The sequence below is a fragment of the Sphingobacterium bovisgrunnientis genome (assembly GCF_009829085.1).
GTDB lineage: Bacteria > Bacteroidota > Bacteroidia > Sphingobacteriales > Sphingobacteriaceae > Sphingobacterium > Sphingobacterium bovisgrunnientis.
Genome location: NZ_WUQY01000008.1, coordinates 51011 through 65607, shown reverse-complemented (window position 1 = coordinate 65607; position 14597 = coordinate 51011). Strand labels below are relative to the sequence as shown.

The 14597-nt window shown below is 35.8% G+C and carries 17 protein-coding genes; 9 read left to right on the top strand and 8 right to left on the bottom strand.

Annotation, left to right across the window (positions count from 1 at the left end; all coding sequences use genetic code 11):
- Positions 1 to 31 precede the first annotated feature (31 nt).
- A complete protein-coding gene (locus GOQ16_RS05955; RefSeq protein ID WP_160068460.1) occupies positions 32 to 220 on the bottom strand; it encodes a CsbD family protein in 189 nt (62 codons plus the stop codon).
- A 171-nt stretch (positions 221 to 391) separates the two neighbouring features.
- Between GOQ16_RS05955 and kduI the strand changes: the two genes are divergently transcribed.
- The 3 genes from kduI to GOQ16_RS05940 are packed head-to-tail and all read left to right on the top strand — an operon-like array spanning position 392 to position 3131.
- Positions 392 to 1237, top strand: a complete 846-nt coding sequence (gene kduI / locus GOQ16_RS05950; RefSeq protein ID WP_160068495.1) for a 5-dehydro-4-deoxy-D-glucuronate isomerase — start codon at positions 392 to 394, stop codon at positions 1235 to 1237.
- Positions 1237 to 2358, top strand: a complete 1122-nt coding sequence (locus GOQ16_RS05945) for a BT3233 family polysaccharide utilization protein (RefSeq protein ID WP_160068459.1) — start codon at positions 1237 to 1239, stop codon at positions 2356 to 2358. Before kduI ends, GOQ16_RS05945 begins: the two co-directional genes overlap by 1 nt.
- A gap of 2 nt (positions 2359 to 2360) precedes the next feature.
- A complete protein-coding gene (locus tag GOQ16_RS05940; RefSeq protein ID WP_160068458.1) occupies positions 2361 to 3131 on the top strand; it encodes an SDR family oxidoreductase in 771 nt (256 codons plus the stop codon).
- A gap of 33 nt (positions 3132 to 3164) precedes the next feature.
- Here GOQ16_RS05940 and nadD read toward each other — a convergent pair whose 3' ends face one another.
- From nadD to dnaN, 6 genes are read right to left on the bottom strand one after another with little or no spacing between them, the layout of a single operon-like run.
- On the bottom strand, positions 3165 to 3746 hold the full coding sequence (gene nadD / locus GOQ16_RS05935) for a nicotinate (nicotinamide) nucleotide adenylyltransferase (RefSeq protein WP_160068457.1): 582 nt from the start codon (positions 3744 to 3746) through the stop codon (positions 3165 to 3167).
- Positions 3746 to 4315 (bottom strand): guanylate kinase, encoded by a 570-nt coding sequence (gmk, locus tag GOQ16_RS05930; RefSeq protein ID WP_160068456.1) that lies wholly within the window; start codon positions 4313 to 4315, stop codon positions 3746 to 3748. The genes nadD and gmk overlap by 1 nt, the downstream gene beginning before the upstream one ends.
- A gap of 5 nt (positions 4316 to 4320) precedes the next feature.
- On the bottom strand, positions 4321 to 5196 hold the full coding sequence (locus tag GOQ16_RS05925) for a YicC/YloC family endoribonuclease (protein ID WP_160068455.1): 876 nt from the start codon (positions 5194 to 5196) through the stop codon (positions 4321 to 4323).
- A 51-nt stretch (positions 5197 to 5247) separates the two neighbouring features.
- Positions 5248 to 5889, bottom strand: a complete 642-nt coding sequence (locus tag GOQ16_RS05920) for a DedA family protein (protein ID WP_160068454.1) — start codon at positions 5887 to 5889, stop codon at positions 5248 to 5250.
- Between the two features lie 27 nt (positions 5890 to 5916).
- Positions 5917 to 6576, bottom strand: coding sequence for a DedA family protein (locus tag GOQ16_RS05915; RefSeq protein ID WP_149913374.1), 660 nt, complete (start codon positions 6574 to 6576; stop codon positions 5917 to 5919).
- 13 nt (positions 6577 to 6589) lie between these two features.
- Positions 6590 to 7714, bottom strand: a complete 1125-nt coding sequence (gene dnaN / locus GOQ16_RS05910) for a DNA polymerase III subunit beta (protein WP_160068453.1) — start codon at positions 7712 to 7714, stop codon at positions 6590 to 6592.
- A 124-nt stretch (positions 7715 to 7838) separates the two neighbouring features.
- Here dnaN and GOQ16_RS05905 point away from each other — a divergent pair, with 124 nt between their 5' ends.
- The 6 genes from GOQ16_RS05905 (at position 7839) to GOQ16_RS05880 (ending at position 12892) form a co-directional block, all read left to right on the top strand.
- Entirely contained in the window at positions 7839 to 8984 is a 1146-nt protein-coding gene (locus tag GOQ16_RS05905; protein ID WP_160068452.1) for a DNA polymerase III subunit, read from the top strand.
- A gap of 10 nt (positions 8985 to 8994) precedes the next feature.
- Entirely contained in the window at positions 8995 to 10377 is a 1383-nt protein-coding gene (locus GOQ16_RS05900; protein WP_192922509.1) for a PSP1 domain-containing protein, read from the top strand.
- A 23-nt stretch (positions 10378 to 10400) separates the two neighbouring features.
- Positions 10401 to 10859: a gliding motility lipoprotein GldH gene (locus tag GOQ16_RS05895; protein WP_160068451.1), complete on the top strand. Its 459-nt coding sequence runs from the start codon at positions 10401 to 10403 to the stop codon at positions 10857 to 10859.
- A complete protein-coding gene (gene lpxK / locus GOQ16_RS05890; RefSeq protein WP_240140967.1) occupies positions 10856 to 11893 on the top strand; it encodes a tetraacyldisaccharide 4'-kinase in 1038 nt (345 codons plus the stop codon). Before GOQ16_RS05895 ends, lpxK begins: the two co-directional genes overlap by 4 nt.
- A 58-nt stretch (positions 11894 to 11951) precedes the next feature.
- On the top strand, positions 11952 to 12329 hold the full coding sequence (locus GOQ16_RS05885; protein WP_160068450.1) for a DUF4890 domain-containing protein: 378 nt from the start codon (positions 11952 to 11954) through the stop codon (positions 12327 to 12329).
- 170 nt (positions 12330 to 12499) lie between these two features.
- The gene (locus GOQ16_RS05880; protein ID WP_149913368.1) at positions 12500 to 12892 is read left to right on the top strand and encodes a hypothetical protein; all 393 of its coding nucleotides are present in this window, start codon (positions 12500 to 12502) and stop codon (positions 12890 to 12892) included.
- A 112-nt stretch (positions 12893 to 13004) separates the two neighbouring features.
- Here the strand turns inward: GOQ16_RS05880 and dnaA are convergent, their stop codons facing one another.
- Positions 13005 to 14432: a chromosomal replication initiator protein DnaA gene (gene dnaA, locus GOQ16_RS05875; protein WP_160068449.1), complete on the bottom strand. Its 1428-nt coding sequence runs from the start codon at positions 14430 to 14432 to the stop codon at positions 13005 to 13007.
- Between the last annotated feature and the right edge of the window lie 165 nt (positions 14433 to 14597).

Below are 14597 nucleotides of genomic sequence, written 5' to 3'. Positions count from 1 at the left end.
TTTGGAGGGGGTTATTATTGATATTCGTAAATTAACCTAAAACTTTTAACCAGTCTACGACTTCTTCACGAGCTTTACCTAATTTTTGTTGAAGGCGACCCAATAATTCATCGTCCTTACCTTCTTCGTATTTCAAGTCATCATCTGTAAGTTCAGCATATTCTTGCTTTACTTTACCTTTCCATTCATTCCACTTTCCTTTTAAATCTAACTTATCCATAGTTGTTTGTTTTAGTGTTTTTGAATTATCTTATTAAAAGAACAACACAAACGAACACTTATTTGTCACAAATCTGTTACGAAATCGTTGCAAATGCTGGATTTAGAAATGGTATTGGTTTTCTTCAAAGTAAAGGTCTAATTTTAAAGTAATAACCAAGATTAAAAAATAATTAGTATGACATTCGAATCTAGATATGCTATTGGTCCTAATGAGTATAAAAATTTGGACACAAAAGGACTTCGCGATAATTTTCTAATTGAAAAATTATTTACCGAAGATGACATTCATTTTGTGTATACCCACTATGACCGTTATATGGCGGGAGGAGCTTTTCCTGTAAATAAAAAAGTAAAATTAGAAACCATAGAACCGCTTTTAAAAGAGCCTTATTTCTTATCTAGACGTGAATTAGGAATTATAAATGTAGGCGGTAGTGGTCAGGTGGAGGTAGATGGAGAAGTTTATGAATTGAAAAACAAAGAAGCCCTTTACATAGGAAAAGGCGCTAAAGAAGTTTTTTTTAGCAGCGAAAATTCACAATCACCCGCAAAGTTTTATCTAAACTCGACTCCAGCGCACCACAATTATCCCACAAAAAAAGTAACAAAAGCAGAAGCGAACAAATTAGAATTAGGCACATTAGAAACTGCCAATCACCGTACAATTAACCAAATGCTGTTGCATACTGTGATACAAACTTGTCAGTTGCAAATGGGTATGACAGAATTGAAAACTGGTTCTGTGTGGAATACGATGCCTTCGCATACACATGATCGCCGCATGGAAGTGTATTTCTATTTTGAAGTACCAGAAGGGCAGGCTGTTTCACATTTTATGGGCCCTGTGGATGAAACACGCCACATTTGGATGCATAACGAGCAAGCAGTAATCTCGCCACCATGGTCTATTCACTCAGGTGCTGGTACAAGTAATTATACCTTTATTTGGGGTATGGCTGGCGAAAATATGGATTACGACGACATGGACAAATCTGCAATTACAGACTTGAAATAATGAAAAAGTTAATTTGTTATATCGCATTTTCGACTGCACTTGTCGGTTCTGCTGTTGCCCAAAAGAAGATTGTCATATCTAATCCTTCGGATGAAAACAGAGTAGAATTGATAAGTATTCCATTCTCCAAATTCAGTAAACATTTTGGCGTAGATACGGTATTCACTGTTAAGGACAAATCATCCGGAAAGATCTATTTGCATCAATTGGAGAAATTGGGAACAAATAAAGCGCAGAATGTGCTTATTCAAATCCCTATTTCTTCCGAAGGAAAGCTTGATCTGATTGTCTCAAAAGATAAAGCGCCAGCATTTGCATCTAAAACTTATGCGCGCTATGTTCCTGAACGAAAAGATGATTACGCTTGGGAAAATGATGTCGTGGCTTTTCGCATGTACGGCAAAGCACTGGAAGGTACTTCAGAAGATGCACAAGGAATGGATTATTGGGCAAAGCGCACTGAAAATTTAGTGATCAACAGATGGTATAAAGGAGATGATTACCACAAAGACCACGGTGAGGGATTAGATTATTATTCTGTAGGGCAGACTTTAGGTGCGGGAGACATTGCATTATACCACAACAATACGATTCAGTTTACGAAGCATTATAGAACGCACCAAATATTGGATAACGGTCCATTACGCACAACATTTAAGCTTGGCTTTGAACCGCAAACTATCGAAGGTCAAGAAATTTCTTTTAGCAAAACAATAAGCATTGATGCGGGGCAGAATTTTAATAAAATTGTCATCGATTTCAATAACAAACAAGCAAACAAAACTCCAGTTGTAGTCGGTTTAGCAAAAAGAAATGAAAGCAAGCCAGAGGTAGAATTTGATAAAGAAGATAAAACTTTGGTGTACTGGGAACCTAACATTAATAATGCAGGTCGTACCGGAACGGCTTTAATTCTTACCAATCAAAAAGCACAATATATCGATTCGCATGAAAAGCAATTTTTAGTGAAAACAGAAATTACCAATAACAAACCTTTTGTTTATTACAATGGTGCTGCTTGGGATAAAGCCGGAAAAATTACTTCTTTTGATCAATGGGAAGATGCGGTGGAAGATTATGCTGAACAAATTCGTAAACCCTTAAAAGTAAAATTGAAATAATCATGTCTATTATAAATTCTTTTGACCTTAGCGGAAAAGTCGCGATCGTGACTGGATGCAAAAGAGGAATCGGAAAAGCTTTAGCAGAAGCTTTAGCGGAAGCTGGCGCAGATATTATTGGTGTTTCGGCAACCTTAGAACTTGAGGGTTCTGTTGTACAGAAATCCATTGAAGGTTTAGGTCGCAAATTCTATGCGTATCAATGTGATTTTTCAAAAAGAGATTCTTTATACGCCTTTATAGCACAAGTAAAAAAACATCATCCTGTGATTGACATATTATTCAACAACGCTGGAAATATTTTACGCAAACCTGCGGCTGAACATCCAGACGAATATTGGGATGAAATCATAGAAATCAATCAAAATGCACAATTCATTTTGACGCGCGAAATTGGAAGAGACATGATTTCACGTGGAAATGGAAAAATTGTTTTTACAGCTTCATTGTTAACATTCCAAGGCGGTATCACAGTTCCTGGTTACGCAGCGTCTAAAGGCGCTATTGGTTCATTGACCAAAGCATTTGCCAACGAATGGGCATCCAAAGGTGTTAATGTCAATGCCATTGCACCAGGTTATATTGCAACAGATAATACAGAAGCTTTACGTGATGACCCTGAACGCTCAGCGTCGATTTTAGGTCGTATTCCGGCAGGTCGATGGGGAGAACCCGAGGACTTCAAAGGGCCAGCTGTATTCTTAGCTTCCAAAGCTTCAGACTATGTACACGGCACGATTCTGACCGTCGATGGTGGCTGGATGGGCAGATAAACAAAAGACTTAGCCGAAGCTAAGTCTTTTGTTTTATAAATATAATCCCTTTTTGTCGATAAATTCTACCACCTTATCTGGTGTTAAAAACTTAATATTTTTATTTTCTTTAATCGCTTTGCGAACGAATGTGGAAGATAATTCCATCACAGGTGTATCTGTCAATGTCACCGAAGGATGATTTTTTAAGTCTCCACCATCATATCCAGGTCTAGGATACACGATGATGCGGTAATCACGAAGTATAATATCTGCATTTTTCCATTTTAGCAAACCTGCTAGATTATCTTCTCCCATTATCAAGACAAAATCCTTATTCGGATATTTCTCTTGCAAATAAACCAGCGTATCGATAGTGTAAGATGGTTGGGGTAAGTTGAACTCAATATTGCTTGCACGTAGTTTTTCTAAACCTTCAATAGCCAAATTGACCATCTCGAGCCTATCGTACATATTTCCCAAAGACTTCTTCTCTTTGAAAGGATTTTGAGGGGATACTACAAACCAAACTTCATCGAGTTCGGTAAAATTAGCCATATAATTGGCAATGATTAAGTGCCCTATATGAATAGGATTAAACGAGCCAAAAAATAAACCAATTTTCTTATTTGCCATTATTTTAATAGAAAATCTAACACCAATTTTTCAGCCTCAGCTTTAGCTTCTTCTAGCTCAAAATTGTTTAATATAACATCAAATTTATAAGCGAAGCTTAATTCATGTTCAGCCTTCGCATAGCGTTCTTGCAGCTTCTCTTCCGAATCCGTACCTCTACCCGCTAAACGCTCTTTCAAAACTTCCAAAGAGGGTGGATTTACAAAAATAGCCAGGGCTTGTTCTGGAAATTTAGAACGAAGGCGCAAACCTCCAACCACATCGATATCAAAGATTACGTGCTTGCCTAAAGCCCAAATACGTTCTACTTCCGAACGCAATGTGCCATAATATGTACCTGCATAAACCTCTTCAAATTCGATGAACTCTTGCTTAGCTACTTTGTGTAGAAACTCTTCTTGAGATATGAAGTAATAATCTTTACCATCTACTTCCTCACCACGAGGAGCACGCGTACTGGCTGAAATAGAGAACTCAAACTTGTCACTATACTTACTTAGCAAATGTCTTACAATAGTTGTTTTACCAGCCCCAGAAGGAGCCGAAAAGATGATTAGCTTTCCGCTCATGTTTCTTATAGTACGTTTAGTAGTTGTTCTTTGATTTTTTCTAATTCTTCTTTCATACGAACGACGATTTGCTGTATGTCCGCATTATTTGCTTTGGATCCCAATGTATTAATCTCACGACCCATCTCTTGCGAAATGAAACCTAATTTTTTACCATTAGAATCTTCCGAATTCAACGCCTTGATAAAGTAATTACAATGGCTTTTTAACCTTACTTTTTCTTCAGTGATATCCAATTTATCGATATAAAAAACAATCTCTTGTTCGAATCTATTCTTATCAATATTCTCTTTACCTACAGCATCTTCCATATATTGATTTAGGCGTTCGCGAATCAAAGGAATACGATCACCTTCTACAGATTCTACCTCCGCCATATAAGCCAAGATTAGGTGCACACGTTTTTCTAAATCACCTTTCAAAACTTTGCCTTCGTCTGCACGAAATGCATTGAATTTCGCTACAGCATTATAAAAGGCATCCAGCAACACTTTGCCTTCTTCTTCATCGACTTCATCATCATTCGTCGAAATTACCTCTGGCATATTCAAAGCCAAGCTAAATAGGGAAGCTGTTTCTTCACCTACTTCCGAAGCAATATCTTTTAATTGATTGTAATACTTCTTGAGTAATTCCGCATTGATCGAGGACGCTTTTGCTGTTTGATCGGTGTATTCTGATGAAATCATAACATTGACTTTGCCACGCTCGATAAGCTTACTGCATTCGCCACGAAGCGTCAATTCTTTATCGGATACGACTTTGGGAAGACGTATACTTAGCTCCAAAAATTTAGAATTAAGTGATTTTATTTCGACAGTGTATTTGACCTTCGCATTCTCTTGCGTGCCAACACCATAGCCAGTCATTGATTTTATCATATGCAAAGGTAGGAAATCTATGACTAAAAGTAAATAATTTACGAATAGGCTTTATTTGGAGTTTCTAGCTCTAAAATATTCCACAATTGGTGGCACTAAAGAAATTCCAATTATAGCTAATACGACTATTGAAAAATTCTTCTGAATAAACTGAATTTGGCCAAAGAAATAGCCAGCGAAAAGGAATAATGAAACCCAAATAACTCCTCCGATAATATTGTATTTGCCAAAATGACTATAACTCATTTTACTGATACCAGCTACAAAAGGAGCGAATGTTCTTACTATTGGTACAAATCGTGCATAGATAATCGTTTTGCTACCATGCTTAGCATAGAAGTTATGCGTCTTTTCTAAATAGGATGGTTTGAATACTTTAGCATTCTCTTTGAATACACGACCGCCAAAGTGCTTACCGATTTCATAATTCACAAAATCACCAATAATAGCCGCAGCTATTAACAACAGCAACATGATCATTATATGCAAATCCGTTTCTGGTTTTGCTAGTAATGCGCCCATCGCAAATAACACAGAATCGCCAGGTAGAAAGGGTGTCACAACCAAACCAGTCTCAGCAAAGATGATCAAGAACAATATTAAGTATGTCCAATATTGGTAATCATTCACAATACTTACCAAATGCACATCAATATGAAGTATAAAATCGAGTAAGCTGTTGATAATTTCCATAGTGTAATAAAACAAAAAAGGAAGCTATTAGGCTTCCTTCTTATTAAAAAATTTCTCTTTTATGACTTCATACACAATCGGCAGTACGGACAGCACAATAATTGCTAATACGACTTGTGAGAAGTTATCACGTATAAATGGGATATTACCTAAAAAATAACCCGCTAATGTAAGTCCAACAACCCAAAGAATCGCACCCACTACGTTATAGGTAATGAATGTACCATAATTCATACGGCCAATACCACCAACAAAAGGAGCTAACGTACGTACAATTGGAACAAAACGAGCGATAACAATAGTTTTGCTACCGTATTTCTCATAAAAAGAATGTGTTTTTTCAATTTGCGCATCGGTAACCATTTGTTTACCAAATAGCTTAAACTTCGTAATACGCATACCAAAGTTCTTTCCAATCGAATAATTAAGCGAATCTCCCGCAATAGCCGCAATAAGCAATAAGCCAATTAACAACCAAACATTCAATTCATTTGGTTGAGCTGCCAACATTCCTGCAGCAAACAACAACGAGTCACCTGGCAGAAAGGGCATAACGACTACCCCAGTTTCCACGAAAATGATCAGAAACAAAATAAGGTAAGTCCAATATTTATAATCATTCACAATCTGAATCAAATGATCATCAATGTGAAGAACAAAATCTATCAAAGAATATATTAAATCCAAAACGAGCTAAAGATTAATTGTAGTTATTCAACATTACAGGCATCACCAACATCAAGATCTCTTCATTGTCTGCTTTCACAGCTGGCACCAAAAGACCTGCACGATTAGGACTACTCATTTCCAACACCACCTCTTCACAGTTCAAATTGTTCAACATTTCAACTAAAAACTTTGCGTTGAAACCGATTTCCATATCGTCACCTTCAAATTGACAGCTCAATCTTTCGTGTGCCTCATTCGAGAAATCTAAATCTTCTGCCGAAATATGTAATTCCGAACCATTGATTTTCAAACGTACTTGATGCGTTGTCTTGTTTGCAAAAATCACTACACGACGTAGAATGTTTAAGAACAACGAACGATCTACAGTTAATTTATTTGGATTTACTTGAGGAATTACCGCTTCATAATCTGGGTAACGCTCATCTACAAGACGACAAATCAAATTGATGCTTCCGAATTGGAAGAATGCATTTGTATTATTATATTCAATAGAAACCGAAGTATCATCCGAAGGCAAAGAAGATTTCAGTAAAGTCAACGCTTTCTTTGGAAGAATAATTGATGTTGATTTCTCTGCACCTACATCTGTACGACGATATCTAACTAATCTATGCGCATCCGTCGATACAAATGTGATATTTTGTTCATTCAATTGAACCAACACACCTGACATCGCAGGACGTAATTCATCATTACTTACCGCAAAAATTGTTTTATTAATCGCTTCAGACAAAATAGAAGAAGCCAATTTTACTGTAGAAACATTATCTACAACAGGAATTTTTGGAAAATCATCCGCATTTTCGCCACTCAATTTGTATTTACCGTCACCTGCACTAATCTCAATAGCTAATGTTTTGGTATCTACAGAAAAAGCCACCGGCTGATCGGGTAACGTTTTTAACGTATCGATCAAAATTTTGGATGGCATCGCTACTCGACCTTCTTCTTTTGCTTCTATTGGCAAAGAAGTAACCATACTTGTTTGTAAATCTGTAGCTGATATAGTCAGCATATTGTCTTTGATTTCAAACAAGAAGTTTTCCAAAATTGGAAGAACAGTGCTACTACTCGAAGCGCCACTGATGGCTTGAAGTTGTTTTAATAAGACTGAAGTGGATACAATGAATCTCATGCTTTTTGCGATATTTTACTTGTATGCAATATTACGTAATTTATATCTAAAATTCGAATCTCTAGCCATCACAAGACTATTATTTATACAATTTTAATTTTAGTACATTTGTGTTGAAATTTTTATGCAATTCAAGGAAATAATAGGACATCAAGAGGTCAAAAATCATCTGCTAAATTCGGTTAAAAATAACCGAGTGAGTCATGCGCAGTTATTTTTAGGTCCCGAAGGATCTGGTTCACTTGCTCTTGCGGTAGCTTATGCCCAATATATCAATTGTGAAAATAAGCTCGAAAATGACAGCTGTGGATATTGTGGCTCTTGTCACAAATATGAACGTCTAATCCACCCAGATTTGCATTTTTCATACCCGTTTTATCCTTCAAAAGATACAGCAATAGCTATTGATGTCTTGCAAGAATGGCGCTCTGCCTTAATTAAAAATCCTTATTTAGGATTGAACTATTGGCGCGATCAGTTAGAAGCAGGAAATAAGCAAGCTAATATTCCGATCAAGGAAGTACATGACATTATCAAAAAACTAAGCTTAAAATCTTTTGAAGCAGAATACAAGGTTTTGATTATGTGGCTGCCTGAATATTTGGATAAAGAAGGAAATGCTTTATTAAAGCTCATCGAGGAACCGCCCGCCAAAACATTATTCCTTTTGGTAGCTGAAAATCAAGAACGCATACTCAATACGATTATCTCGCGGACACAACTTGTCAAAATCAATAAGATTGGACATGACGAGATGAAAAATTACCTCGTAGAAAAACATCAAATAGAAAATTCGGTGGCTAATGAAATTGCCTTCATCGCCGATGGAAATGTGCAAGAAGCGCTGAATCTTTTATCCTATCAAGAGCATAACAGTAATTTTACAAATTTTGTTGAATGGATGCGCGCCATTGTAACCGATCGCGGAGCTGATATTTTGAAACTCAGTGACGACAATCTTGCAAAACTAGGACGTGAAAATCAAAAAAGTTTCTTACTTTATGCTATTAATATAATTCGACAAATCATGTTGATTCAGCATGGTTTACGGAGTTTAGTATTTTTGAAAGAAGAAGAGCTGAAGTTTGTCGAAAAATTTAGTGAATTATACCTATTTGAACAGTTGACAGAAGCCATCGATTTGTTAGAAAAAACACATTACGGCATCGAAAGAAATGGTAATCCTAAAATATTATTTTTAGATTTATCTTTGCAATTAGTTTTATTGTTCAAATATCAAACGTTCCCAAAAGGGACTCAATATATATAGAAAGAAAAATATGGGATGTGGCAGTTGCTCATCCGGTGGTGGTTGTGGTACGAGCAGCAAATTAGGTACTGTACCTGCAGGCTGTAATAACAACGGAACCTGCATGACCAGCGGATGTAATAAATTAGATGTGTATGACTGGCTTTCCGATATGGATTTGCCATCAAATTATAAACCTTTCAATATAGTAGAAGTTCGTTTCAAAGGATCTCGCAAGGATTTCTTTGTGAACACGGACAATCTTTATCTTGAAATGGGGGAAATGGTCGCAGTAGAACCTTCTACGGGAGGTTATGATATTGGACACGTATCGCTTACAGGAGAATTGGTTCGTCTTCAACTGAAGAAAAACAATGTAAATCCTGAAACAGTAGAGAAGAAAATCTACAGAAAAGCGAATGAAGCTGATGTAGCGAAATACAATGCGGCAAAAGAATTGGAATGGGAAACCATGCATAAGGCGCGTAAATTGGCTTTGGACTTAGGTCTTTCCATGAAAATTTCAGATGTAGACTACCAAGGAGATAAGACAAAAGCAACCTTTTACTATACGGCTGAAGGACGTGTGGATTTCCGTGAGTTAATCAAAAAAATGGCGGAATCTTTTCGTATTCGTATCGAAATGCGCCAAATTGGAATGCGTCAGGAAGCTAGTCGCTTAGGTGGAATTGGTTCTTGCGGTCGCGAATTGTGTTGTTCAACTTGGTTGACAGACTTCAAAACAGTTTCTACTTCGGCAGCACGTTATCAAAATCTTTCCTTGAATACGCTTAAGCTTGCGGGTCAATGTGGTAAGTTGAAATGTTGTCTCAACTATGAATTGGATAGCTACATGGATGCTTTGAAGGATATTCCGAATGATGTAGATCGTATTGAAACACGTAATGGTGTTGCATATCTACAAAAAACCGATATTTTCAAAAAAACAATGTGGTTTTCGTACCCTGGAGCTGAGAGCTGGATTCCTTTGCCTATCAAAAAAGTAAAAGAGCTAGCAGAGCAAAATAAAAAAGGTGAGAAGCCTGAAAGCTTAGATCGTGCTCCTGAAAAAATGGAAGTTGCTAAACCTGTAATTCTAGATTATGAAAATGTTGTCGGCCAAGATAGTTTGACACGTTTGGATGAAAAAAACAGAAAACGCAAGAAGAAAAAGCCTCGTACTAAACAAGCTGTTGTTGCTTCTAAAGTAGAAAATGATAAATCGGTATCTGTACCAGTCAACAAAGAACAAAAGCCTCGACCTGCGCCTAGAGAGCAGAAAAAGGTAGATACCGAAGTAAAGCCTACTGACAACAAGCAGAAATCTCCCGAACAAAAGAAAAAAAGGAGATTCAACAATAACCGCAATAGGAATAAATCAAACGACAATAAACAACAAAGTGGTGGTGAATAATTTCACCACCTATATTTTTTAATATGAAAAAGTTTTTAGCTTTCTTGGTCGTATGTAATTTGTTTTCTTCATGTACCAGTGATGCCTACTATGAAGAGAATAAAGAAGTAACTGATAGGTCCTGGAATTATAGCCAAGTGCCTTCGTTTGCCGTCAATATCAAGGATAATAAAGCTAAATATGATGTCTACATCAACTTAAGGCATACAAATCTGTATGATTATTCGAATATATACTTGCTGTTACACGCAAAGGGAAAAGGTATAGCAGACACCAGCTACCGCAAAGAAATTAAGTTGGCAGAACTTGATGGGAAATGGGTAGGTCAATCTTCTGGCTCCTTATATGAAATACAGTATTTAGCGAAATCTAATTTTACTTTCCCCGATACAGGAGTATATACTTTTGGATTAGAGCAGAATATGCGGGTCAACCCTTTGCCCGAAGTGACTGATGTTGGCATCAAAATCATCAAAAAATGATAACTATTCTACGGTGGATTTTATTACCTTTTACCATAATATACCATAGCATCATTTGGCTAAGAAATCTATTGTATGACAAAGAAATCCTCAAAAGCAAGTCCTTCCAAATTCCAACAATTGTCATCGGCAATTTGGCTATTGGTGGTACAGGGAAAAGCCCATTGACAGAATACCTTATCAAATTACTGAAGGATAAATACAAAATTGCAACACTAAGTCGTGGCTACGGACGCAAGACAAAAGGTTTTAGACTTGTACAAACTACTTCAAAAGCATTTGAAGTAGGAGATGAGCCTTTACAATTTAAAACTAAATTTCCTGAAGTAACTGTCGCAGTTAATGAAAATCGTTGCGAAGGTGTTGAGAAACTGCAAGACCAACATGATGTAATACTATTGGATGATGCCTTTCAACACAGAAAATTAAAGCCGGGCTACGCGATATTACTTTTTGACTTTAATTCTTTCAGAAAGCCAATAATCACTTTACCGACAGGTGATTTTAGGGATATTATTTCTTCCACCAAAAGAGCTGATCTTATTATTATTACCAAATGTCCAGATGTTATTACAGACGAACAAAAAGCACATATAGAACATATACTCCGCAAACACAATATAGCACCTATTTTCTATACCAAAATTGGCTATGATATTCTGCGTAATAAACAAGGAGAAGTTTTATCAGAAAAATTGGAAGGTAAAGATATACTATTATTCTGCGGAATCGCAAATCCAAAACCACTTGTCGAATTTTTGAAAAAGAATAGAAATATTGTTCATTTAGTAAAATATCCAGACCATCATAATTTCACGTCTAGTGATTTTGATAACATTAAAGCAAAATTTGATTTCATTCAATCTTCGAATAAATTGATTCTTACAACGGAGAAAGACATACAACGCATAGAAGATAGTGCTTTTCAAAACTATCCTTTATACTACATCCCTATCCATTTGCAATCAGCAGATCATCAACAAACAACCTTTGATCATTTTATAGAAAATTATATTTCTCATAATCTCAATTAAACTATTTCATCAAGTTAGAGTCTAAGTTCAATTATAAACTTAAAAACATTTAAAACTTATGAAAAGTGTAATTACTTTATTAGCATTAGTATTAAGCTTGGGGCTTGCTAATGCGCAACAGGGTGGTCCACGTCAGCAACGTACGCCTGAAGAAATGACGAAAATGCAAATGGAACGTCTTACAAAAGAACTAAACCTTACACAAACACAACAAGACTCCATCAAAAAATATGTTTTAGCTTCTTCTGTGGAAATGCAAAAAGTATTTAGTAACACAGGAGACGATCGTGAAGCTGCAATGAATAGTATGAGAGCTATTCGTGAAAAACAAACTAAAAAGGTGAAAACTTTCTTAAATGAAGAACAAGGAAAAAAATATGATGAGATAGCTAGTCAACGAGGAAGAGGCTTTGGTGGCCAAAGACCAAACAACTAGTAGTACATACATATTAACTAAAGGGCTTATTTCGTTGAAATAAGCCCTTTTTTGTTAAAACATGTTAAATTGTAACAAACCAGATACAATCAACACAACATTTTACCCTTTTCAACAGTTATAGTACTAAATGAATTAATAAAAGAGTAAACACATAAATTTTAAATGCTATGAGAAAATTAATTTTAACAGGTCTAAGCTTTTTATTTGCAATTACATTAACATTTGCACAAGACATTAATCCAGAAACAAAAGCAAAACAAAAAGTCGATGAGCTGACACAAGTCTTGACATTGAATGAAGATCAACAAGCGGCTATATTTACTATAGTATTGGAAAAAGTTACTGCCAAACACGCGATCAAAGCAGACACAACATTAGCTGCTGATGTAGTAAAACAACAAATTGAAGCTGCTCAAGCTACTGCTCATCAAAAAATATCAGAACAACTAAATGATGATCAAAAAGTAGCTTTCGCTAAATATTTAGAAGAGCAAAAAGGTAAAAAAGAAGAAGAGCAAGCTGAACATAAAGAAGAGAAAAAAGAAGAAGGAAACAACTAAAAATCTAATTCATAATTTATTGCAATTTTAGAAATCACTGATTTCATGAATCAAAAAAGGCGGAATTAATTTCCGCCTTTTCATTTTACCACTAAAATTATTTCGTTACTTCTTACGAAGTTTTTAATTTCTTCTGAATGTCTTGGACATATGTTTTAAACTTCTTGTCCGTTTCGATCAAATCCTCAACTGTTTGGCATGCGTAGATAACCGTAGAGTGGTCACGACCACCAAAGAAGTTACCAATCGTCTTAAGTGAAGATTTAGTGTGATTTTTAGCCAAGTACATGGAAATTTGACGCGCCTGTACGATTTCGCGTTTACGTACTTTTGATTTAACCATCTCTACCGGAACTTCAAAATACTCACATACCAATTTCTGGATATACTCCATCGAAATCTCCTTATGCGTATTCTTAACGAAATTCTTCAGCATAGACTTCGCTAGATTCAAGTCTATTTCTTTCTTGTTAAGCGTAGATTGTGCCAACAATGAAACCATAGCGCCTTCTAATTCACGTACGCTATTATCGATTTGTGTAGCAACATATTCCACAACTGTCTCTGGAAGCTCAATACCATCAGAATACATTTTCTTCTTCAAGATAGCCATTCTTGTTTCCAAATCTGGAATTTGAATATCCGCAGATAATCCCCATTTAAAACGACTTAACAAACGTTCTTCCAAACCAGACAAGTCTTTAGGTGGTTTGTCTGAAGTCAAAATAATTTGCTTTCCAGATTGATGCAAATGATTGAAGATGTGGAAGAAAATATCCTGTGTTTTTTCCTTTCCAGCAAAATTGTGTACATCATCCATAATAATGACGTCCATTGCTTGGTAAAAATTCACAAAATCATTGATTGTATTGTTTTTCAATGAGTCCACGAATTGCTGACAGAATTTTTCACAAGAAACATAGATAACCAACTTATCTGGTAAATTCCTCTTGATCTCATTACCTATAGCTTGAGCCAAGTGTGTCTTGCCTAAACCTACATCACCATATAACATTAACGGATTAAAAGAAGTTCCTCCAGGTTTGTTTGCTACAGCATAACCAGCAGATCGTGCCAGACGGTTACATTCGCCTTCCACAAAATTCTCAAACGTGTAGTTTTGATTCAATTGCGGATCAACTTGTAGCTTTTTAAGTCCTGGAATGACAAAAGGGTTCTTTATATTTTTGTTTAATGCTACAGGGACAGGTATAGACTGCTTTTTGCCTTCAGCACCATTACCATTAGATGGTAGATTAGTTGTATAAGGCGTGTTAGTAGAAGATTTCTCTACTACAATATTATACTCTAATCTTCCTTGTTCTCCTAAAAATTTCTTCACCGTCTTACGTAGGATACCTACATAATGCTCTTCCAACCACTCGTAAAAAAATAAACTAGGCACTTGAATAGTTAAAACGTTCTCCTCCAAACGAACTGCTTTCACAGGTTCGAACCATGTCTTATAACTTTGCGCCGGAATGTTGTCTTTAATCACTTGAAGACAATTATTCCAAACACTTGTATACGTTTTTTCCATTCTTAAATTGTTAATAACTTGATAACCAATTATTGATACAAAAATTGTTTATAACTTTCCCTTTCAACGAAGATGACAAAAATTTCTCACCTAAAAAAGTTAAACTATAAAAAAAATAAAAATCATTAATAATCAATTAGTTAAGTTAAATTTTAATGATCACAG

Coding starts and splice junctions, on each gene's coding strand:
- GOQ16_RS05955 (WP_160068460.1), bottom strand. CDS start 220: ATGGATAAGTTAGATTTAAAAGGAAAGTGGAATGAATGGAAAGGTAAA.
- GOQ16_RS05945 (WP_160068459.1), top strand. CDS start 1,237: ATGAAAAAGTTAATTTGTTATATCGCATTTTCGACTGCACTTGTCGGT.
- GOQ16_RS05940 (WP_160068458.1), top strand. CDS start 2,361: ATGTCTATTATAAATTCTTTTGACCTTAGCGGAAAAGTCGCGATCGTG.
- nadD (WP_160068457.1), bottom strand. CDS start 3,746: ATGGCAAATAAGAAAATTGGTTTATTTTTTGGCTCGTTTAATCCTATT.
- gmk (WP_160068456.1), bottom strand. CDS start 4,315: ATGAGCGGAAAGCTAATCATCTTTTCGGCTCCTTCTGGGGCTGGTAAA.
- GOQ16_RS05925 (WP_160068455.1), bottom strand. CDS start 5,196: ATGATAAAATCAATGACTGGCTATGGTGTTGGCACGCAAGAGAATGCG.
- GOQ16_RS05920 (WP_160068454.1), bottom strand. CDS start 5,889: ATGGAAATTATCAACAGCTTACTCGATTTTATACTTCATATTGATGTG.
- dnaN (WP_160068453.1), bottom strand. CDS start 7,714: ATGAGATTCATTGTATCCACTTCAGTCTTATTAAAACAACTTCAAGCC.
- GOQ16_RS05905 (WP_160068452.1), top strand. CDS start 7,839: ATGCAATTCAAGGAAATAATAGGACATCAAGAGGTCAAAAATCATCTG.
- GOQ16_RS05900 (WP_192922509.1), top strand. CDS start 8,995: ATGGGATGTGGCAGTTGCTCATCCGGTGGTGGTTGTGGTACGAGCAGC.
- GOQ16_RS05895 (WP_160068451.1), top strand. CDS start 10,401: ATGAAAAAGTTTTTAGCTTTCTTGGTCGTATGTAATTTGTTTTCTTCA.
- lpxK (WP_240140967.1), top strand. CDS start 10,856: ATGATAACTATTCTACGGTGGATTTTATTACCTTTTACCATAATATAC.
- GOQ16_RS05885 (WP_160068450.1), top strand. CDS start 11,952: ATGAAAAGTGTAATTACTTTATTAGCATTAGTATTAAGCTTGGGGCTT.
- GOQ16_RS05880 (WP_149913368.1), top strand. CDS start 12,500: ATGAGAAAATTAATTTTAACAGGTCTAAGCTTTTTATTTGCAATTACA.
- dnaA (WP_160068449.1), bottom strand. CDS start 14,432: ATGGAAAAAACGTATACAAGTGTTTGGAATAATTGTCTTCAAGTGATT.